Origin of the sequence: Streptomyces sp. ADMS (assembly GCF_033441795.1) — a bacterium.
Taxonomy (GTDB): domain Bacteria; phylum Actinomycetota; class Actinomycetes; order Streptomycetales; family Streptomycetaceae; genus Streptomyces.
This window is the reverse complement of record NZ_JAVFVX010000083.1, coordinates 1-20069: the sequence shown is the minus strand read 5'-3', so window position 1 is coordinate 20069 and position 20069 is coordinate 1. Positions and strand designations below refer to the sequence as shown.

General features: G+C 70.2%; 22 protein-coding genes. 14 read left to right on the top strand and 8 right to left on the bottom strand.

Annotated elements, in window-relative coordinates; translation table 11 throughout:
* The first annotated feature begins 151 nt into the window (after positions 1-151).
* Both RB628_RS28985 and RB628_RS28980 read left to right on the top strand, forming a co-directional pair.
* Positions 152-502: a DivIVA domain protein gene (locus RB628_RS28985; RefSeq protein ID WP_318323485.1), complete on the top strand. Its 351-nt coding sequence runs from the start codon at positions 152-154 to the stop codon at positions 500-502.
* A complete protein-coding gene (locus RB628_RS28980; protein ID WP_318323484.1) occupies positions 499-1089 on the top strand; it encodes a DNA-3-methyladenine glycosylase I in 591 nt (196 codons plus the stop codon). The genes RB628_RS28985 and RB628_RS28980 overlap by 4 nt, the downstream gene beginning before the upstream one ends.
* 92 nt (positions 1090-1181) lie before the next feature.
* On the opposite strand, the gene RB628_RS28975 is transcribed toward RB628_RS28980, so the two are convergent.
* Entirely contained in the window at positions 1182-1985 is an 804-nt protein-coding gene (locus RB628_RS28975) for an enoyl-CoA hydratase/isomerase family protein (RefSeq protein WP_318323500.1), read from the bottom strand.
* A gap of 377 nt (positions 1986-2362) precedes the next feature.
* On the opposite strand from RB628_RS28975, the gene RB628_RS28970 reads away from it, so the two are divergent.
* Entirely contained in the window at positions 2363-2530 is a 168-nt protein-coding gene (locus RB628_RS28970) for a DUF3117 domain-containing protein (protein ID WP_003966491.1), read from the top strand.
* A 96-nt stretch (positions 2531-2626) separates the two neighbouring features.
* Here the strand turns inward: RB628_RS28970 and RB628_RS28965 are convergent, their stop codons facing one another.
* Complete coding sequence (locus RB628_RS28965) at positions 2627-3325, bottom strand: O-methyltransferase (RefSeq protein WP_318323499.1); 699 nt, start codon at positions 3323-3325, stop codon at positions 2627-2629.
* Between the two features lie 192 nt (positions 3326-3517).
* On the opposite strand from RB628_RS28965, the gene sigE reads away from it, so the two are divergent.
* From sigE to RB628_RS28940, 5 genes are all read left to right on the top strand, one after another.
* Positions 3518-4291: an RNA polymerase sigma factor SigE gene (gene sigE, locus RB628_RS28960; protein ID WP_318323483.1), complete on the top strand. Its 774-nt coding sequence runs from the start codon at positions 3518-3520 to the stop codon at positions 4289-4291.
* On the top strand, positions 4288-5280 hold the full coding sequence (locus tag RB628_RS28955; protein ID WP_318323482.1) for an anti-sigma factor: 993 nt from the start codon (positions 4288-4290) through the stop codon (positions 5278-5280). Before sigE ends, RB628_RS28955 begins: the two co-directional genes overlap by 4 nt.
* Positions 5281-5424: 144 nt before the next feature.
* The gene (locus RB628_RS28950; protein ID WP_318323481.1) at positions 5425-7068 is read left to right on the top strand and encodes a trypsin-like peptidase domain-containing protein; all 1644 of its coding nucleotides are present in this window, start codon (positions 5425-5427) and stop codon (positions 7066-7068) included.
* A 209-nt stretch (positions 7069-7277) separates the two neighbouring features.
* Entirely contained in the window at positions 7278-7742 is a 465-nt protein-coding gene (locus tag RB628_RS28945) for a sec-independent translocase (protein WP_318323480.1), read from the top strand.
* Between the two features lie 215 nt (positions 7743-7957).
* Positions 7958-8617 (top strand): hypothetical protein, encoded by a 660-nt coding sequence (locus RB628_RS28940; RefSeq protein WP_318323479.1) that lies wholly within the window; start codon positions 7958-7960, stop codon positions 8615-8617.
* Between the two features lie 39 nt (positions 8618-8656).
* On the opposite strand, the gene RB628_RS28935 is transcribed toward RB628_RS28940, so the two are convergent.
* The 3 genes from RB628_RS28935 to RB628_RS28925 are packed head-to-tail and all read right to left on the bottom strand — an operon-like array spanning position 8657 to position 11733.
* Positions 8657-9790 (bottom strand): Mrp/NBP35 family ATP-binding protein, encoded by a 1134-nt coding sequence (locus tag RB628_RS28935; RefSeq protein WP_318323478.1) that lies wholly within the window; start codon positions 9788-9790, stop codon positions 8657-8659.
* Positions 9791-9833: 43 nt separating this feature from the next.
* A complete protein-coding gene (locus tag RB628_RS28930; RefSeq protein WP_318323477.1) occupies positions 9834-10436 on the bottom strand; it encodes a DUF1003 domain-containing protein in 603 nt (200 codons plus the stop codon).
* Positions 10426-11733 carry a magnesium transporter MgtE N-terminal domain-containing protein gene (locus tag RB628_RS28925; RefSeq protein WP_318323476.1) on the bottom strand — a complete coding sequence of 436 codons (1308 nt, stop codon included), beginning with the start codon at positions 11731-11733 and terminating at the stop codon, positions 10426-10428. Before RB628_RS28925 ends, RB628_RS28930 begins: the two co-directional genes overlap by 11 nt.
* Before the next feature lie 213 nt (positions 11734-11946).
* On the opposite strand from RB628_RS28925, the gene RB628_RS28920 reads away from it, so the two are divergent.
* Positions 11947-12705 (top strand): hypothetical protein, encoded by a 759-nt coding sequence (locus RB628_RS28920; protein ID WP_318323475.1) that lies wholly within the window; start codon positions 11947-11949, stop codon positions 12703-12705.
* 108 nt (positions 12706-12813) lie between these two features.
* Here RB628_RS28920 and RB628_RS28915 read toward each other — a convergent pair whose 3' ends face one another.
* Positions 12814-13335, bottom strand: coding sequence for a hypothetical protein (locus tag RB628_RS28915; RefSeq protein WP_318323474.1), 522 nt, complete (start codon positions 13333-13335; stop codon positions 12814-12816).
* Positions 13336-13377: 42 nt separating this feature from the next.
* Complete coding sequence (locus RB628_RS28910) at positions 13378-14490, bottom strand: magnesium and cobalt transport protein CorA (RefSeq protein WP_318323473.1); 1113 nt, start codon at positions 14488-14490, stop codon at positions 13378-13380.
* A 538-nt stretch (positions 14491-15028) separates the two neighbouring features.
* On the opposite strand from RB628_RS28910, the gene RB628_RS28905 reads away from it, so the two are divergent.
* From RB628_RS28905 to RB628_RS28890, 4 genes are all read left to right on the top strand, one after another.
* Complete coding sequence (locus tag RB628_RS28905; RefSeq protein ID WP_318323472.1) at positions 15029-15625, top strand: suppressor of fused domain protein; 597 nt, start codon at positions 15029-15031, stop codon at positions 15623-15625.
* Positions 15626-16225: 600 nt separating this feature from the next.
* On the top strand, positions 16226-16867 hold the full coding sequence (locus RB628_RS28900) for a DUF6758 family protein (RefSeq protein WP_318323471.1): 642 nt from the start codon (positions 16226-16228) through the stop codon (positions 16865-16867).
* A gap of 207 nt (positions 16868-17074) precedes the next feature.
* Entirely contained in the window at positions 17075-17932 is an 858-nt protein-coding gene (locus RB628_RS28895; protein ID WP_318323470.1) for a PHP domain-containing protein, read from the top strand.
* A 70-nt stretch (positions 17933-18002) separates the two neighbouring features.
* Complete coding sequence (locus RB628_RS28890; RefSeq protein ID WP_318323469.1) at positions 18003-18608, top strand: MarC family protein; 606 nt, start codon at positions 18003-18005, stop codon at positions 18606-18608.
* A gap of 105 nt (positions 18609-18713) precedes the next feature.
* Here the strand turns inward: RB628_RS28890 and RB628_RS28885 are convergent, their stop codons facing one another.
* Positions 18714-18866 (bottom strand): hypothetical protein, encoded by a 153-nt coding sequence (locus RB628_RS28885; protein ID WP_318323468.1) that lies wholly within the window; start codon positions 18864-18866, stop codon positions 18714-18716.
* A gap of 208 nt (positions 18867-19074) precedes the next feature.
* On the opposite strand from RB628_RS28885, the gene RB628_RS28880 reads away from it, so the two are divergent.
* Complete coding sequence (locus RB628_RS28880) at positions 19075-19974, top strand: NYN domain-containing protein (protein ID WP_318323467.1); 900 nt, start codon at positions 19075-19077, stop codon at positions 19972-19974.
* Positions 19975-20069: the final 95 nt, after the last annotated feature.

The following is a 20069-nucleotide window of genomic DNA, read 5'->3' as shown; positions in this document are numbered from 1 at the left end:
CACGTTCCTGTGCCCGGCCTCGTAATCGGCCCTGTATTCGGCCGCCTGCGACCCTAACTGTCAGACTCGCATGGCACGATCGGACCCTGCCGCATTCGGCACCGGCACTTCTGATCCGTCCGTTCCATCCGAATCCCGTGGGGACCCAGCGATGTTGATGTTCTTGTTCCTGGTCGTCGCGCTCGCCGTCGTGGTCGCCGCGGTGACGCTGGCCGTGGTGGGCGGCGGCGAGAGCGCCGTCCTGCCGGAGGCCGCGCCCGAGCGGCTCCAGGACCTTCTGCCGCCCGACCGCCCGGTCGGCCGCGGCGACGTCGAGTCCCTCCGCCTCCCTGTCGCCCCCCGTGGCTACCGCATGTCGGACGTCGACGACGCGCTCACCCGCCTCGGTGCCGAACTCGCCGAGCGCGACGCCCGTATCGCCGACCTGGAGTCCGCGCTGGCCGGTGCCCGGGCCGCGACGCGGGTCACCATGGACAAGCCGGTCGAGGGGAGCGAGCAGTGAGCGACGCCGGCGTGGCCCTCGCCGGGCCCGACGGCGCTCTGCGCTGCCCCTGGGCGCTGTCCACGGAGGACTACGTGGCCTACCACGACGAGGAGTGGGGCCGTCCGGTCCACGGCGACGACGCCCTCTTCGAACGGCTCTCCCTGGAGGCCTTCCAGTCCGGCCTCTCCTGGATCACCATCCTGCGTCGCCGGCCCGGCTTCCGTACCGCCTTCGCCGACTTCAAGATCTCGTCGGTCGCGGTCTTCACGGACGTCGACCGCGAACGGCTCCTCGGTGACGCCGGCATCATCCGCAACCGTGCGAAGATCGACGCCACGATCGCCAACGCGCGCGTGGTGGCCGAGTGGGTCCCCGGGGAACTGGACGAGCTGATCTGGTCCCACGCCCCGGACGCGGCCGCCCGCCCCGCTCCCCGGACCCTCGCCGACGTACCGGCCGTCACCGACGCCTCGACCGCCCTGTCCAAGGCCCTGAAGAAGCGCGGACTGCGCTTCGTGGGCCCCACGACGGCGTACGCGCTGATGCAGGCGTGCGGACTGGTCGACGACCACTTGGAGACATGCGTGGCAAGAAGCGCCCGATAGGGGGGCGGGGCCGTATCGATCCGCGGCTCCGCCGCGTGGGCGCGACTGCGCTGTACGGCCCCGCAACTCCCAACGCTGCTTCCGCCCCGGAACTAGCGCCCCATGTACTTCGGCGTCTCCTTGTTGACGAACGCCTGCACCGCGATCGCGTGGTCCTCCGACGCGCCCGCCCGTGCCTGGAGTTCGTCCTCCTTCTCCAGGGTCTCCTCCAGGGAGTGGGTGAGGCCGTACGCCATGGCCTCCTTGAGGGCCGCGTACGCGACCGTCGGGCCGTCGGCCAGGGCCCGTGCCGTCTTCTCGGCCTCCGCCCGCAGCTCCGCTGCCGGGACCACCCGGTTCGCGATGCCCAGCTCGTACGCCTCCTGCGCCTTGATGCTGCGCGGGAAGAGGAGCAGGTCCGCGGCCCGGCCGGGGCCGATCACGCGCGGGAGCGTCCAGGAGACGCCCGAGTCGGCGGTCAGCGCCACGCCCGCGAACGATGTGTTGAAGGCCGCCGTGTCCGCGACGACCCGGTAGTCGGCGGCGAGCGCGAAGCCGAAGCCGGCCCCGGCCGCGACACCGTTCACGCCCGCCACCACCGGCTTGGGCATGTTCGTCAGCGCCCGCACGATGGGGTTGTAGTGCTCGCGGACCGTGGTCATGGTCTGGCCCGTGCCGGCCTCGCGGTCGGCGGCCAGCAGCCCGATGTGCTCCTTGAGGTCCTGGCCCACGCAGAAGGCCCGGTCGCCGGCGGCGGTCAGCAGCACCGCCCGTACGGCGTCGTCCGCGGCCGCCGCCTGGACCGCCTCCCGGAGTGCGACCTTGGTCGCGATGCTCAGCGCGTTCATCGCCTCGGGGCGGTTCAGCGTGATCGTCGCCAGCCCGTCGTGCACCTCGTAGAGCACGGTGTCGGCCATGGGGGTCCCCTCCGGTGTCGCTGCCCTGTCGCACGTACTGATCAGTACGTCCTCGTCCCAGGACAGCATGGCGGAGATCACGCCCCGAGGAGAGGGCCGGTCATGTGACCTGCGTCAAAGAATTTCCGTCCGTGCGCGGCCGGGGCGGGTCGGCGCGGCGGCGCAGTATCGCAGTCACATCGGCGAATTGAGTGGTTTTGATCGCGCGCGTTGCCCAAGCGATGCCGACTGATGTTGGTCATAGGGTCCTGAGATGCGGGATAATGGCTGGGAAGCAATGTGTTCGATGCCGGTGACGTGCGTCCCATGAGGGGATGCGCGTGCCCTCCTAAGGGGCCGTCGGTGACGATGAGCTGGTTTCAGGAAGGGGAACGAGCATGGCGGCCATGAAGCCGCGGACGGGCGATGGCCCGCTCGAGGTGACAAAGGAGGGGCGGGGCATCGTCATGCGCGTTCCGCTCGAAGGCGGCGGTCGGCTCGTCGTCGAGCTGACCCCTGACGAGGCGGACGCGCTGGGCGATGCGCTCAAGAAGGTCGTCGGCTGACGCGCGGACGCGTCCATACCTTTCAGCTGCCCCGGCATCGTGAACGTACGGCGCCGGGGCACTGTTGTGCCCCCGCATGCTGTCGGCCCCAAAAGCTCAGCGCTTGACCGCGCACAGCAGTCCGTCGCCCACCGGCAGCAGGGACGGCACCAGTTCCTGGCTCTCGCGCACCGCGCGCAGCAACTCCCGCAGCCGTATGACCTCGGTGGGCTGGGGCCCCGAATCGACCGTCCTGCCGTTGGCGAAGACGCCCTCGAAGACCACCAGGCCACCCGTACGGAGCAGACGCAACGATTCAGCTAGATAGTCCAGGCTCTCCAGCCGGTCGCCGTCACAGAACACGAGGTCGTAGCCGGCGTCCGCGAGCCGGGGCAGCACGTCCAGGGCGCGGCCCGGGATGAAGCGGGCGCGGTTGCTGGCGAAGCCGGACGCGCGGAAGGCCTGGCGGGCGAACTGCTGGTGATCCGGCTCCGGGTCGACCGTCGTCAGGACCCCGTCCGGGCGCATGCCGTGCAGGAGGTACATCCCCGAGACGCCCGTGCCGGTCCCGATCTCCGCCACCGCCTTCGCGTCCACGGAGGCGGCCAGCAGCCGCAGGGCGGCGCCCGTGCTGGGCGCCACCGAGCGCAGCCCTGCCTCGCGGGCCCGGTCACGGGCCCAGCGCAGTGCTTCGTCCTCGGCGACAAAGGCGTCGGCGAACGCCCAGCTCGTCTGCCGGTTGCCGGTAATGACCCTCTCCTGTCCCCGCAGTTGCCTGGGCGTGACTGTATCCGTTGCGGCCGGGAACCCGCAGATGGGACCGGGCGTTTAGAGGGGTGCGGGACGAGGTGGGGCAGACAGGGTAAGGACAAGGGGGACAAGCGGATGGACCGGAACACCGGGAGCTCAAAGAGCGCGGTGCACGTGCTGACGCGGCCGTACGAGCCGTATCAGCGCAGAGCGATTTCTCGTAAAACCGCTTATCCGGAGCTAACGGGCGGGGTGGCTATGGTAGGGGCTCACCTGGACACCACCAGAGCCGACAGGGGAGGTGCGGCTGCGCCTGTGGATCGGGGAGGAGCGCTGCGGCGTCTTCTCGGATCAGTGGGCAGGCCGAAATCCGTGAACAACACTGCTGCTGACCCCAGCCACGCCGCTGACCGAGCCCAGACCGCGACCTTCTCCACCGACGCGGACGGGCAGGCGTGGACTCCGCCCACGTGGGAGGAGATCGTCAGCACGCACAGCGGCCGCGTCTACCGCCTCGCTTACCGCCTGACCGGCAACCAGCACGACGCCGAGGACCTCACGCAGGAGGTCTTCGTCCGTGTCTTCCGCTCGCTGTCGACGTACACGCCCGGCACCTTCGAGGGCTGGCTGCACCGCATCACCACCAACCTCTTCCTGGACATGGTCCGCCGCAAGCAGCGCATCCGCTTCGACGCTCTCGGCGAGGACGCGGCCGAGCGCCTGCCCAGCCGTGAGCCGTCCCCGCAGCAGGTCTTCAACGACGCGCACTTCGACGCGGACGTCCAGCAGGCGCTGGACACGCTCGCGCCCGAGTTCCGCGCCGCCGTGGTCCTGTGCGACATCGAGGGACTGTCGTACGAGGAGATCGCCGCGACCCTCGGCGTGAAGCTCGGTACCGTCCGCTCCCGTATCCACCGAGGCCGCTCCCAGCTCCGCAAGGCCCTCGCGCACCGCTCTCCGGAGGCCCGTGCCGAGCGCCGTTTCGCGGTGCCACGGGTGGCCGCGCTGGGAGGAGGGGGCGCGACCGCGTGAGTGGATCACGGCCGTACTCTGCCGAGCGTCGGCTCGCCGAGCAGCATCTGGGAGACCGCCTCTCCGCCCTTGTGGACGGAGAACTCGGTCATGAGACGCGTGAGCGCGTCCTGGCGCACCTGGCCACCTGCGCGAAGTGCAAGTCGGAGGCCGACGCACAGCGCCGTCTGAAGAACGTCTTCGCGGAGGTGGCTCCGCCACCGCCTTCCGAGAGCTTCCTGGCCCGTCTCCAGGGCCTGCCCGGCGGGGGCGATTCCGCCGTCGGCTCACCGCTGGGCGGCGGAGGATTCACCGACGGGCTCTCCGGGTTCCCCGGGGGTCCAGGAGTCGGCTCAGGGGTCTTCGGGGTGAGGGGGGAAGGGTTCGGGTATGTGCCCGCCCGCCCGCACACTTCCGTGCTCCCGTCCGCTCCGGGCCGTGGCTTCCGTATCCATGACGTCGGCCGCCACGATGCCGACCGGTCGTCCTCGCGCGGTCTTCGGTTCGCGTTCGCCGCCGCCGGTGCCGTGTCCCTGGCCGCGATCGCGCTGGGCGGGGTCTCGACGAGCGGTCCGGGCGACACGACGGACGCCCGGGGCACCTCCGGTGGCAGCAATGTGACGCCGATGCGTCCGCAGGGGTCGGGGGCCGCGACGGCTCCTGACGGCCAGCGCCGCCGCGCGGTCGGTCCGCTGCTCTCGCAGGGACTGGGGCAGGGGACGTTCGGGCGGTTGCCGGTGGCGCCGACGGAGGCGTCCGCGCCGCTGCTGCCGGGCGTGCCGTCACCGGTCTCCGGAGGCCGGGAGAGCGCGGCCATGCACCCGCTGACCACACCGGTCGTGGCCGCCGCCGCCGTGCTGTCCCCGCTCATACGCCCGCTGGAGGCCCCGCAGGTCGGTCTGACCTCCTGGTCGGGGGTGCCCGACGCGGCGGTCCAGGGCCTGCTCATGGCACCGGCACCCGACTCGTCCCCCGCACCCTCACCTTCCCGCTCGGACACGGTCCGCTGACCGCACGAACCTGGTTGAATCCCAGGTGCGGGCCGCGCGACGGCGGTCCGCACAACAGCGGTCCGTGGAGTGGTGGTTCGCGGCATCAACGAGCGCGGTCATCGCCGGCGAGCCGCAGGGCGGCGGGCCAGGCGTGGGGAGAGCATGAACGAGGGGAAGCCCGCGAAGGCCAACTGGTGGAGTCGGCCGAGGGAGGAATCGGCGCCCGGCCAGGAAACGTGTGTTTCCGGCGAGCAGGCCCCGGCCACTGGTGAGGCGCTCTCCGGGGCGGGCGTTTCCGGGGCGGACGGCGCTGGAAACGGCGGAGGCGACTTCGAGCTGGAGCGGCCTCGGGCAGTGCCCGGCCGGGCCGAGGGCGGTGTCGACGGGGACCTCGCCGACGAGGATGACTACGAGCTGCCGCTGCCCGCCGGGGCATCCGAGTCCGCGCCGGCTGTCGACGCAGGCCCCCAGCCTCTTCACGACCCCGACCCCTACAGCACCCCGCCCTACGGCCATCCGGGCCCCTGGGCGCCCGCTCCGCCGGTCCAGCACCCTGTGGTGACCCCGGCGCACGGTACGGCCGTGGCGGAGCCGCAGGCGCCCGCCGACGACCCCTGGCGCCGCTACGACCCATGGGCACCATCGTCCCCTCTCCAGCAGAACGGAGCCGCCCCCGCCGCCGGCCGGCCGGGAACGCGGAGACGCGGACTGGTAACCGGGGCCCTGCTCCTCGCGCTGCTCTCCGGGGGCGTCGGCGGGGCCGTCGGGTCGTATCTGGAGCGTCACCGTGGAGACGGCGACCGCATCCAGCTGCCGCAGGCCCAGAGCGACGGGTCCGTCGGGCGGGCACCGGACACCGTGGCCGGGATCGCCGCCCGCGCCCTGCCCAGCGTGGTGACCCTGCATGTACGCGGCACCGGAGCAGGAGGCACCGGCACCGGGTTCGTGCTCGACGACCGGGGACACATCCTCACCAACAACCACGTCGTCGAGCCCGCCGGTGCCGACGGCGGGATAACCGTGACGTTCAGCGGAGGAGAGACGGCCGAGGCCGAGGTCGTCGGACGGGACAGCGGATACGACCTCGCCGTCGTCAAGGTGAGCGGAGTCGACGGGCTGCAGCCCGTGGTCCTCGGGAACTCCGACAACGTGGCCGTGGGCGACCCCGTCGTTGCCATCGGCGCCCCCTTCGACCTCGCCAACACCGTCACGTCCGGGATCATCAGCGCCAAGGAACGGCCCATCACCGCCGGTGGCGAGAACGGGGACGGGAGCGACATCTCGTATGTCGACGCGCTCCAGACCGACGCTTCCATAAACCCCGGCAACTCCGGTGGACCGCTGCTCGACGCCCGGGCCAGGGTCGTCGGGATCAACTCCGCGATCCGTTCCGCCGACAGCGGCTCGGGGCTGGACAGCACCCAGTCCGGTTCGATCGGGCTCGGGTTCGCCATCCCCATCAACCAGGGCAAGCGCGTCGCCGAGGAACTGATCAACACCGGCAGGGCGACACACCCCGTCATCGGCGTCACCCTCGACATGGACTACACCGGCGACGGCGCGCGCGTGGGCACCCAGGGCAATGACGGCGGGCCCGCGGTCACCAAGGGCGGTCCCGGTGACCGGGCGGGCCTGGAGGCCGGCGACGTCATCACCGGGGTCGACGGGCGGCGCGTCCACTCCGGCGAGGAACTGATCGTCAAGATCCGCGCCCACCGCCCGGGCGACCGACTGGAGCTGTCCCTGCTGCGCGGTGGCACGGAACGGACGATGTCCCTCGTCCTGGGCTCCTCCGGCGGCAACTGACAGAAACCTCACAGGTGGTGGGCCCGTACGGCCTCCCACTAGGCAAACAACCCGGAAAACCGGTCGTGTACACGCACTCTTCGGGCCCCGGACGGTACCGGTGGGACAGGATGGCCGGGTACCGTGGAACCGGCCCGGACCACGGAAGACCGCGAAGACCGCACGGACCACCGAGGGCCGAGGACCGAGGACATCGCAAGGAGCTTCAGGTGTTCAATGACATAGGACCGCTCGAGCTGGTGACGCTCGTGCTCCTCGCTGTGCTCGTCTTCGGTCCGGAGAAGCTTCCGAAGATGATCCAGGACGTCACGCGCACCATTCGCAAGATCCGGGAGTTCTCGGAGGGCGCGAAGGAGGACATCCGCCAGGAGCTGGGCCCGGAGTTCAAGGACTTCGAGTTCGAGGACCTGAACCCCAAGACGTTCATCCGCAAGCAGCTGGACAACGACGAGCTGGGGCTCAAGGAGATCCGCAACGGCTTCGACCTGAAGAAGGAGATGGCCGAGGTCACGGACGCGGTCCACGGCCGTGAGTCGGACGCGTCGTCCTCCTCGTCGTCGTCCTCCTCTTCTTCCTCGTCGGGCGGTGGCACCGTCGACATGACGAAGAAGCCCGAGATGACGAAGAAGCCCGAGCCGGACGAGCGCCCGCCCTACGACGCGGACGCCACCTGACCGTCGCGACCTCCGTGCCCGCGTGACGCGATTCATACTCCGACCGGGCCTCGGACGGCCCGATCCGGACGTCTGCGCGGCCTGTGAGCCGGGCGCTTTCGCTGCTGCTCGGAGCGGTGTGGCTATGCTGCCGAGTTGTTGTGGGACCGGAACGAGTACGCCCGAAGGGGGGCGGGCCGCTCCGGGCCGACGAGAACGAGGAGGCGTCCGGGTACATGGAGACGACAAGTCGGGTGGGCGCGCAGGCGCCGGCCGCGGAGGGCGGACAACAGGTCCCCTCCGCCCGGCGTACGATCGACGGCTATCTGCTGGCGCGCTTCCCCTGGTACGGCCTCGACGAGGCCTTCACGGGACCGCGCTGGCTGATGCAGGTGGGTGCGGCGGCCGACGGTGCCGTGGAGCACGGTTCGATCGGGCACGGCGACGAACCCTCCGTACGGCACGAGGCCATGGGGGAGGACAAGGAGCGGTTCGCGGTGGTGGTCACCGTGGCCGCCAACCCCGTACGGCGCAGTGCGGACGGCACGGGGCTGCTGGAGGCCACGTCGGTCTCGTCGGCGGCCTGGCTGGCCGGTGTGGGGCTGCTGTCCTTCACCTGGCCCGGCCAGATGGACCACACCCTGCGGGACGACTGGCTGGACCAGCAGACGGAGACGGCGTGGGTCCTCGCGGACGATCTCGGCGGCGATGACTGGTCCACCCTCTCCCTTCCGGTCGACGGGGTTCCGACGCCCTTCCACTACCGGGAGTCGGAGTTCGGGTGGGTTCTCGCGGGGTCGACCCAGGAGGGCGTGCACGTGGGCGCTTACGGGCGTGGGATGAGCGCGTACGGACTGGGCTTCGCCATGATCAAGGACATCGGCGTGTACGAGTAGCCGGTACGGGGTGGTGGGCGCCCACCACCCCGTACGAACTCAGAACTTGTTCCGCGGGGTGATCCCCAGTGACATGCCCGACAGGCCCCGCTGCCGTCCCCCCAGCTTCCCCGCGATCGCGCGCAGCGCCGCGCCCGCCGGGGAGTCCGGGTCCGTCAGGACGACCGGCCTGCCGTCGTCGCCGCCCTCACGCAGGCGTACGTCGATCGGGATGGAGCCGAGTACCGGGACCGTCGCTCCCGTCGTCCTCGTGAGGCCGTCCGCGACGCTCTGGCCGCCGCCCGTGCCGAAGACGTCGACCATCTCGCCGCAGTGCGGGCAGGGCAGGCCTGCCATGTTCTCGACCACGCCGACGATCTTCTGGTGGGTCTGGACGGCGATGGCGCCCGCCCGTTCCGCCACCTCGGCCGCCGCCTGCTGGGGCGTCGTCACGACAAGGATCTCGGCGTTCGGGACCAGCTGGGCCACGGAGATCGCGATGTCACCCGTACCCGGCGGGAGGTCGAGCAGGAGCACGTCCAGGTCGCCCCAGTACACGTCCGCCAGGAACTGCTGGAGGGCCCTGTGGAGCATCGGGCCGCGCCAGACGACCGGGGCGTTGCCCGGGGTGAACATGCCGATGGAGATGACCTTCACGCCGTGCGCGGACGGCGGCATGATCATGTTCTCGACCTGGGTCGGACGGCCGTCGGCGCCCAGCATGCGCGGCACACTGTGGCCGTAGATGTCGGCGTCAACCACGCCCACCTTGAGGCCGTCGGCCGCCATCGACGCCGCCAGGTTGACGGTGACCGACGACTTGCCGACGCCGCCCTTGCCGGACGCGACCGCGTACACGCGCGTGAGGGAGCCCGGCTTGGCGAAGGGGACCTCGCGCTCGGCCTGGCCGCCGCGCAGGGCGGACGCCAGCTCCTTGCGCTGGTTGTCGCTCATGACGTCCAGCTCGACGTCGACGCGCGTGACGCCCTCCACCCGCGAGACCGCCTCCGTCACGTTCTTCGTGATCGTGTCGCGCATCGGGCAGCCGGAGACCGTCAGGTACACGGCGACCGCGACCGCTCCGTCCGCGCCGATCTCCACCGACTTCACCATCCCCAGTTCGGTGATGGGTCGCTGGATCTCGGGGTCGTTCACCGTCGCCAGTGCTTCACGCACCGCGTCTTCCGTAGCCATGACCCCGATGGTACGGGGCCGCACGGGGCCGCCGGAAAGCCCGTCACCGGTCATCTGCGTCACGCCTCCGCGGCCGTTCTGCCGGGAACAGGCCCGGCCTGTCGGAGTGTCCCCCCGCGTACCGCTCCTCAAGCTCCTTGACCAGGTCCTGGAGCTCGGAACGAATCCAGTCCCGAGTCGCGACCTCGCCGAGCCCGGCGCGCAGCGAGGCGATCTCGCGGGTCAGGTACTCGGTGTCGGCGATCGACCGCTCGTTCTGCTTGCGGTCCTGTTCGAGGTTGACGCGGTCGCGGTCGTCCTGCCGGTTCTGCGCGAGCAGGATCAGCGGGGCCGCGTAGGAGGCCTGGAGCGACAGCATGAAAGTCAGGAAGATGAACGGGTAGTGGTCGAAGCGCAGGTCGGCCGGTGCGGACACGTTCCACACCACCCACAGGATGATGACCACCGTCATCCAGACGATGAACCGCCCGGTGCCGAGGAAACGCGCGATGCGTTCGGACAGCCGTCCGAAGGCCTCCGGGTCGTACTCGGGCAGCAGCCGTCGCCGGGGCGCGCGTGGCTGGTCGAGCCGCACCCGGGGACGGGAGGCCGCCGAGGCGCCGTGGGCCGCGCGCTCACGGCTCCCGGTCTCGCGCTCAGGAGTCATGGGTACCCCCTCCCTCGGCCGGTGCAGGGGCCGCGGTCCCGTCGAGGTGGAACTCCGTCTCCCGCCAGTCCTCGGGCAGCATGTGGTCGAGGACGTCGTCCACGGTCACCGCGCCGAGCAGCGACCCGCTCTCGTCGACGACCGGCGCCGCCACCATGTCGTACGTCGCGAAGAAACCGGCGACGACCGGCAGTTCGGCGTCCGGGGACAGCGGTTGCAGGTCGTCGTCGACGAGCGAGCCGACCAGGGTGTACGGCGGGTCGCGCAGCAGCCGCTGGAAGTGGACGGCGCCCAGGTACTTGCCGGTCGGCGTCTCGTCCGGCGGGCGGCACACGTACACCTGGGCTGCGAGCGCGGGGGAGAGGTCGGGGTTGCGGACCCGGGCCAGCGCGTCGGCGACCGTCGCGTCGGGGCGCAGCACGATCGGCTCGGTCGTCATCAGACCGCCTGCCGTGTCCTCCCGGTACGCCATCAGGCGGCGCATGTCGGCCGCGTCGGCGGGCTGCATCAGGCTCAGCAGCCGCTCCTTGTCGTCCTCGGGCAGTTCGCCGAGCAGGTCGGCTGCGTCGTCCGGGTCCATGGCCTCCAGGACGTCGGCGGCGCGCTCCTCCTTGAGCTTGCCGAGGATCTCGATCTGGTCGTCCTCGGGCAGCTCTTCGAGTACGTCGGCCAGCCGGTCGTCGTCGAGGGCGGCGGCCACTTCGGCGCGCCGCTTGGGGGAGAGGTGGTGCAGGACGTTCGCCAGGTCGGCGGGGCGCAGTTGCTCGAAGGTGGCGAGGAGGCTCTCGGCGCCCTGTCCGTCCTCCTCCAGGGAGAACCCGGTGACGGCGGACCAGTCGACGGTCAGCGTCTCGCCGGTGTTGCGCCGGAAGGCGCCGCCGCGTCCCTTCTTCCGTACGAAGACCCGGTCGATCTCCCAGTCGCGCCGGGCCGGCAGCTGTCGTACCGCCACATCCAGGACGGTGACCTCCTCGCCGGTCTCGCCGAGGGTGACGCGCCGGTCGAGGAGTTCGCCGAGGACGAGGCGCTCGGTGGGGCGCTGCTCGAAGCGCCGGACGTTCAGCACGCCTGTCGTGATGACCTGGCCGGACTCGATGCCGGTGACGCGGGTCATGGGCATGAAGACGCGGCGCCGGGTGGTGAGTTCGACGACGAGGCCGAGCAGCCGGGGCGGCCGGCGGCCGACGCGCAGCATGGCGACGAGATCGCGCACGCGGCCCACCTGGTCACCGTTGGGGTCGAAGACGGCGGTGCCGGCGAGGTGCGACACGAAGACCCGGGGTGAGCCTGCCGCCATGTCGCGCCTCCTGTCCGGGTTGCGCTGCGGAGAGCGCGTCGGATTGCGAACCGGGGTTCCGAATTGCCTGCTCGGATGCGCTTCAGGCTAGCCCGTCCGGTTCGGGTCCGCGCTGGTGGGGGTCCGGACGGACCGGCTCCGCCGGGGGCCGGCGGCACCGGTACGCTGCCGTCCACACCCCTCAGGACACCCGCACGAGAGGCAGCCCCACCTGTGTCTGCGATTTCCCGTGGCCGTACCCGCAGCGCCGGACTGGTGAGCGCGGTGTGCGCGCTGGTCGTGACGGGGACAGGACTGACGGGATGCGGCGCCGACCCGGACGAGGGCACGAACGGGGTCGGCAAGCTGGCCGCCGACACCATCCAGACCAAGACCCGTACGGCCGCCGAGTCCGCCGACGCGGTACGGCTCTCCGGGACCGTGGTGACCAGCGGGACCACATACACCCTCGACATGCGCCTCAAGGACGACGGCGGCACCGGCTCGGTCACGGCGAAGGGGTCGACGTTCCAGCTGCTGCGGGTCGGAGAGAACCTCTTCCTGAAGGCCGACGCCGCGTTCTGGGGCCACGAGGACAGCGGCAAGGGTGACGACAGCGACTCGGACGCGGCAGCCGCCGAGAAGCTCGGTGGCCTGTTCGTGAAGGTGCCGACCGGCGACCCCTCGTACAAGAAGTTCAGCGGATTCACCGACAAGGACGTGCTCCTGGACGGCCTGCTCACCCTGCACGGCAGCCTCGCGAGGGACGGCCACCACAAGCAGTCGGGCATCCGCACGATCCGCATCACCGGCGACAAGGGCGACGGCGGCACCCTGGACGTCTCCCTGGAGGGAACCCCGTACCCCCTGCGCCTGGTCCGCGCGGGCGGCGCGGGAACACTGCAGCTGAGCGACTGGGGCAAGGACTTCACGTTGGAGGAGCCGCCGAAGAACGAGACGGTGGACTACGGCCAGCAGCTGCCAACGTCCTGAGGAGCCCGTTTCCCCAAGGGGACCTGGTGGATTCGGGTGCGCGACCGTGCACCCAGGGGGCGCGGGGAACTGCGCGACCAGCACCCACAGCCCGCGGAAAAAGAACCCCTACCCCGCGGAGCGCTTTCGCTTCCTGAACAGCAGCCGAGGCAACCCCGCCGGGATCGGTTCCCGCGTCGTCGCCGGCGTCGGCAGGGGCGGAGCCGACAGCGAGCCGTCCGGCAGGGGGCGCGTTTCCCCGGGGCGCGGCACCAGCCGCACCACCCGGCATTCACGCGCCCACCTGTCCGGCATCGCCTCGCCGTCCGGCGCGTTCAGGCGCTTGCCCTTCAGCTCGGCGACCGCGGCCTCCCACTCCGGGGAGCGCGGGGCCAGTTCCACGACCGACGCCGGCCAGGTGACGAGTCGGCCGCCCTTGTCCTTGCTGCGGACGGTGACCTCCGCCTCGGCCCCGCCTGCCAGGCCCGGCAGCGGCTGCTCACCGGGACCGTCGCCGACCAGGACGGCCGCGCCCTCGTGCCAGACGTGCCACAGGGCACGGGAAGGGCCTGCGGGACCCCTGACCCAGACGAGGCCGGACTTCTTGGTGGCCTCCTCGACGAGGGCCCGGTCGAGCAGCGTGTCAGTCATGGGCAGAAGCGTAACGATGCCCTTCGGCACCGTGCGTCGCCGTCACAGCCAGCCGTTGCGCTTCAGCGTGCGGTGGATGCCGAAACAGAGGCTCACCATGGCCGTCATGACCACGGGATAGCCGAACTTCCAGTGCAGCTCCGGCATGTATTCGAAGTTCATGCCGTAGACGCCGCACACCATCGTCGGTACGGCGATGATCGCGGCCCAGGACGTGATCTTCCGCATGTCCTCGTTCTGCGCGACGGACGCCTGGGCGAGGTTGGCCTGGAGGATCGAGTTGAGCAGTTCGTCGAAGCCGATCACCTGCTCCTGCACCCGGGCGAGGTGGTCGGCGACGTCGCGGAAGTACTTCTGGATGTCGGGGTCGATCAGCCGCATGGGGCGCTCGCTCAGCAGCTGCATCGGCCGCAGGAGTGGCGAGACGGCCCGCTTGAACTCCAGGACCTCGCGCTTGAGCTGGTAGATCCGGCCGGCGTCGGTGCCGCGCGGGGTGCCCTTGCGGCCCGGCGAGAACACCTCCGTCTCGACCTCGTCGATGTCGTCCTGCATGGCGTCCGCGACCGCGACATAGCCGTCGACGACATGGTCGGCGATGGCGTGCAGCACGGCGGAGGGGCCCTTGGCCAGCAGCTCGGGGTCGTCCTGGAGACGGTGGCGCAGCGCGCGCAGGGAGCCCTGGCCGCCGTGCCGGACGGTGATGAAGAAGTCCCGCCCGGTGAAGCACATCACCTCGCCGCTCTCCACGACCTCGCTGGTCGCGGTGAGTTCGGTGTGGTCGACGTAGTGGATGGTCTTGAAGACGGTGAAGAGCGTGTCGTCGTACCGCTCCAGCTTGGGCCGCTGGTGGGCCTGGATCGCGTCCTCGACGGCGAGCGGGTGGAGCCCGAACTCGCTGGCGATACCGGAGAATTCGGCCTCCGTCGGCTCGTGCAGCCCGATCCACACGAAGCCGCCGTCGCGGCGCACCTTGCGCATCGCCTCGTGCGGGGTCAGCGCCCTTGGGGTCTCGACCCGCGCGCCGTCGCGGTAGATGGCGCAGTCGACCACGGCGGATGGCGACGATGGGTCGCGGGTGGCGTCGTAGGGGCCGTCCTTGCGCAGGGAGGGACGCGACGGGCGGACCGCGGCTCGCAGGTTGTGGATCATCGACATTTGGCAGGCTCCTTCGCAACAGGCAACGAAAGACCGCCGACAACGGTTGGAACTGCCCGGAATGGGGACGTCCTGACGAAGGATGTTTGGCACGTCCACAAAGCGGGAAGCACCGCACTGTCGCGGTGGCGAGCTTCGCTACTGATTCAGAACTGACTCAGATCAGATGGATCAGGAAAAACGAAACCAAGTGCTCTTCCGCGATGACGCGAATGCGAGAGGTGACAGCCAGCCGGAGCAGACCGGAGCAACTACATCAGCGGGCGGAAGAGCGGGTGCTACTGCACGGATGACTTCGATCCATTGCAGCCCCACCTCCTCCGGCCGGTCCCTCGTGAGGGACGATCCATTCCCCTTCAAGGGGAGCCCCCTGGGGGGAACTTCAGCGGTGTCGGGACTCGATCGCCACTTCTTAGTGCCTTGAAGGCCTGAGTGGTGCCCTCATCTGCGGGCTGCCCCGAACCCGGCCAAGGGTAACAGCCGACGGAACTGTCAAGGTGCGCGTTTGCCCGTAACTGACGAGTTCTATGCTCGCCGCATGGCTGATGTTCTTCCTCTGGTCGAGGCCCGGCTGCGTACGACGCTGGGCGAACCGGACGCGCGCGCCGCGGTCACCTTTCTCGGTACGGACCGCGTCGAGGTGCTGCGCTTCCAGGACCGGGACCAGGACGGGGAAATCGTCCGCTACGCCACGCTCGGTATGTCCGCGCAGCCCATGGCGGACCCCACCGCCGTGCTCGCCGACCCGGTGAAGGGCCCACGCGCCGAGCTGGTCATCTCCGTCCGGGCCGGTCTCGCCGACACCGACAAGGTGCTGCGCCCGCTCGCGGTCCTCGCCGCTTCCCCGCAGGTCGAGGGTGTGATCGTGGCCCCCGGTGCGTCGCTCGATGTCGGGGAGCCGCTGTGGCCCGGGGCGCCCTTCACCTCGGTCCTGGTCGCGGAGCCGGGCGGTCTGGTCGAGGACCTGGAGCTCGACGAACCCCTGGACCCCGTACGCTTCCTGCCCCTGCTGCCGATGACCCCGAACGAGGCCGCCTGGAAGCGCGTCCACGGCGCCCAGGCTCTCCAGGAACGCTGGCTCACGAGCGGGACGGACCTGCGCGACCCCGCCCGCAGGTCCGTCCCGCTGGACTGATCCTCGCCCGTCACCTCGGAGTGACCGATGTCACCAACCGGCGCCTGGGAGGCGCCAGTTGGCAGGCAGTGGGACCGGCCCCGGCACGCGAGGACGGTGACGCTGTCCTCAATCGCGTGCCTGGTCTCCAGTTCCTCGACCTCGCGAATGAGGGACTTCCGCCGTACGACGACCACCACGCGCCGACCACGGCCGTCACCGGGAGCAAGCGTGACTCGCTCGGGTCGTTGAGGGCTTGGCTGTTGGCCTCGGTGACTTGCCGGGCATGCTGGATGTTTCCATGCGATGTGCTGAGCGGCCTGTTTCCGAAGGCGACCACGGAGGCGCCGGCGGTCGCCCAGCCGCGGCCTTCGGCTGCCGTAGGAGCCCCTCTGTCTGTCCCCCCTGCTTTCCGTTGCTGCCGCGCATGCCTGTTTTTTCTCCTCCGCGACTCGCGGACGCGACCCAAAGAGAGATCGTTGGTGCATGCACATGTTGGCTGGGGTGACTGATTAATGCGCCTGCCATCTATTTCCACCTGGTGGAAAGGGTGGAAACGTGTCACTCCGGACGGGTGATCGTCCTTGACGTGAGGAAGGACGGGGAGGACCGTGGGGCCCTATGAGGGGCGAACCCAGTTGCCCGAAGTGTGGTGGCCGGGTCAGGGCTCCCGGCCTCTTTGCCGATTCCTGGCAGTGTGATGTGCACGGGACCGTGCATCCGCTGCAGCCCGTGATCCCGCCCAGCGTCGAGGCCCTCAGTGTCGTGGTGCACCGCACGCAGGTGCCGGTGTGGATGCCGTGGCCGCTGCCTGTCGGCTGGCTCTTCACAGGCGTGGGCTGCGCGGGCGACGACCGCAGTGGCGGCCGTGCGACGGCGGTGGCCTGTTCGGGTCCCGGTCCGCTCGGGGGCATGGGCGAGCTGATCCTGGTCGCCGAGGAACTCGGCGTCGGGCTCGGTGCGCGCTATGCGGGCATCGACGGGCCCGATCCGGGGCCGTACATGAACGTCGAGAAGCCGGCCGAGGCGAAGGTGCTGGCGGCGGGGCGGCCCACTCCGTTGTGGCATGTCGCGGGTGGGCCCGATGACCGTGCGGTGTTCGCGGGTGAGGCGCTCGGACTGTGGTTGTGGGCGGTGGTGTGGCCCGAGCAGTCCGGTCTGCTGATGTACGACGAACTGGTGCTCACGGATTTGCGGGATGCGGGGGCTGAGCTGGAGTTGGTGCCCTGCGGGGCGTTGTCCCCCCGGTTGCTCGCACCCTGAGGTTCCGTGGATCGCCGGTAATCGCCGGTTGGTTCTGGGGATCTCGGGTGTGTCGCGTGGGTGTGGGGTGCGGGGTGTCTTGCGTGCGTCGCGGGGTGCGGCCGGTGGGGGTCTGGGGCGCGGTTCCCTGCGCTCCTGGGGGCGCTGATCGTCCCGTTATGCTGGAGCATCCCCTCGCTGCCCTCACCATCCCCTGGAGTCCGCACCGTGCGCATAGATCTGCACTGCCACTCCACCGCCTCCGACGGGACGGACACGCCGGCCGAGCTGGTGCGTAACGCTGCCGCTGCCGGGCTGGACGTCGTCGCGCTGACCGATCACGACACGACCCGTGGGTATGCCGAGGCGATCGCCGCGTTGCCCGTCGGGCTCACGCTGGTCACCGGGGCCGAGCTGTCCTGCCGCCTCGACGGGGTCAGCATGCACATGCTGGCCTACCTGTTCGATCCCGAGGAGCCCGCGCTGTTCGCCGAGCGCGAGCTGGTGCGGGACGACCGGGTGCCCAGGGCCCAGGGGATGGTGGCCAAGCTTCAGGAGCTGGGCGTGCCCGTCACCTGGGAACAGGTCTCGCGGATCGCCGGTGACGGGTCCGTGGGCCGGCCGCATGTCGCCACCGCGCTGGTCGAGCTGGGCGTCGTACCGACCGTGAACGACGCCTTCACCGGGGACTGGCTGGCCGACGGCGCCCGGGCCTACGTACCGAAACACGAGACCGACCCCTTCGAGGCGCTGCGGCTGATCAAGGGGGCCGGCGGGGTGGCCGTCTTCGCGCACCCGGCCGCGAGCAAGCGGGGGCGGACGGTTCCGGAGTCCGCGATCGCGGAGCTGGCCGCCGCCGGGCTCGACGGCATCGAGGTCGACCACATGGACCACGAACCGGCGACCCGGGCGCGGTTGCGCGGCCTCGCGGCGGAGCTGGGACTGCTGGCCACCGGTTCCTCCGACTATCACGGCAGCCGGAAGACCTGCGTGCTCGGCGAGTACACGACGGACCCCGAGGTGTACGGCGAGATCACGCGACGGGCCACCGGGGCGTTCCCGGTACCGGGGACCGGCGGAGCCTGAGGTTTCGGCCCCTCCGCTCGCTTCCCCCCTTCCTCGCGCTTCCCCGTACCTACGCAAGGCTCGCTCACCCATGTTCGACGTCGCCGTCTTCGGATCGCTCTTTCTCACCCTCTTCGTGATCATGGATCCCCCTGGGATCACCCCGATCTTTCTCGCGCTCACCGCCGGACGCCCCGCCCGCGTACAGAAGCGGATGGCGTTCCAGGCCGTCTGTGTGGCCGGTGCCGTGATCACCGTGTTCGGGCTGCTCGGGCACCAGATCCTGGACTATCTGCACGTCTCCGTCCCCGCTCTGATGATCGCGGGCGGGCTGCTGCTCCTGCTGATCGCCCTCGACCTGCTCACCGGCAAGACGGACGAGCCCAAGCAGACCAAGGACGTGAACGTCGCCCTCGTGCCGCTCGGCATGCCCCTGCTCGCCGGGCCCGGTGCGATCGTGTCGGTCATCCTGGCCGTGCAGAAGGCGGACGGCGTGGCCATGCAGGTGTCGGTGTGGGCGGCGATCCTGGCCGTCCATGTCGTGCTGTGGGTGGTGATGCGGTACTCGCTGCTGATCATCCGGATCATCAAGGAGGGCGGCGTGGTGCTGGTGACCCGGCTCGCGGGGATGATGCTCTCCGCCATCGCCGTGCAGCAGATCATCAACGGTGTCACCCAGGTGATCCAGCAGAGCTGACGCAGTTGGCTCACTGCTGTGACTCACAAGCAGAACCCCCGTACGGCGTCGGTGCCGTACGGGGGTTCTGAAGTCTGCTCGTCGTCTGCGAGCGTCGTCCGCGCGTTATGAGGCCGAGGTCGCGGCCGGGCGGATCCAGAGGCGCTGCCCTATGGAGGCGGCTTGCTGCACGATCCGGTTGACGGAGGCGGCGTCCACGACCGTACTGTCCACGGGGGTGCCGTCGACATCGTCGAGACGCATGATTTCGAAGCGCATGGGCTTCTCCCTTCGTCTGGTCATCCTCCTGAGGAGAACTACTTCGTTACGTACGTATTCAACTACGCGCGTGTTACGAACATTCCCTACGCTAAGGAAATTTTTCGAACGTCTAACTACCGCCGGGTAAGAGCTGCACAGAAGGCGTACAGGAGACTGACCGGGACCGGTTGTGTTCGCAGCGTGACCGCCGAGACAATGGAGGCATATGAACAACGACGACCACGCGGAGCTGAGCGCCCGCATCGACCGCACGAACGAGCTGCTCCACCGCATGCTCGCCGAGGTGGCGAAGACGCCCTCGACACATGCGATCTTCGTAGACGCCGGATATCTCTACGCGGCGGCAGGACGGCTGGTCGCGGGGACCGAGGACCGCCGCGCCTACGAGCTGGACGCCCCAGGTCTCATCGAGGCACTCATCGACAAGGCTCGCACGATCTTCGCGGACAGCCGGCTGCTGCGGGTCTACTGGTACGACGGTGCCCGGCGCCGCATCCACACCAACGAGCAGCAGTCGATCGCCGAACTCCCGGATGTGAAGGTCCGCCTGGGCAACCTCAACGCCAACAACCAGCAGAAGGGCGTCGACTCGCTGATCCGCACCGATCTGGAGTCCCTGGCCCGCCACCGCGCGATCAGCGACGCCGCACTCATCGGCGGCGACGAGGACCTGGTGTCGGCGGTCGAGGCCGCACAGGGGTACGGGGCGCGGGTCCACCTGTGGGGCATCGAGGCGCCGGAGGGCCGTAACCAGGCCGAGCCGCTGTTGTGGGAGGTCGACAGCCAGCGCACGTTCGACCTCGACTTCTTCAAGCCGTACGTCGCCCGGCGCACCGGCGCGGCCTACGAGGCGTCGGCGGGGACGCGGCCCACGCGCGAGGACGTGCGGTTCGTGGGCGCGCAGATCGCGGCGAAGTGGCTGGCCGCGCGGGGCCGTGAGTCGTTGGTCGAGCTGCTCCCCGGGCATCCGTATCTGCCGGGGTCCGTCGACCAGGACCTGCTGGTGGAGGCGGAGGGGCTGCTCCAGTACTCGCTGCGAGGGCAGGCCGACCTGCGGCGAGCTCTGCGGGACGGCTTCTGGGAGCACCTGCAGGCGCAGTACTAGTGTCCTGCGCCTGAAGTCCGTCGGTAGATCTGGCTCGTCTCGGCGGTCGGATTCCCGCCGCCGACCAGGCGCGTTGACCGTCGGCGGCTCAGTCG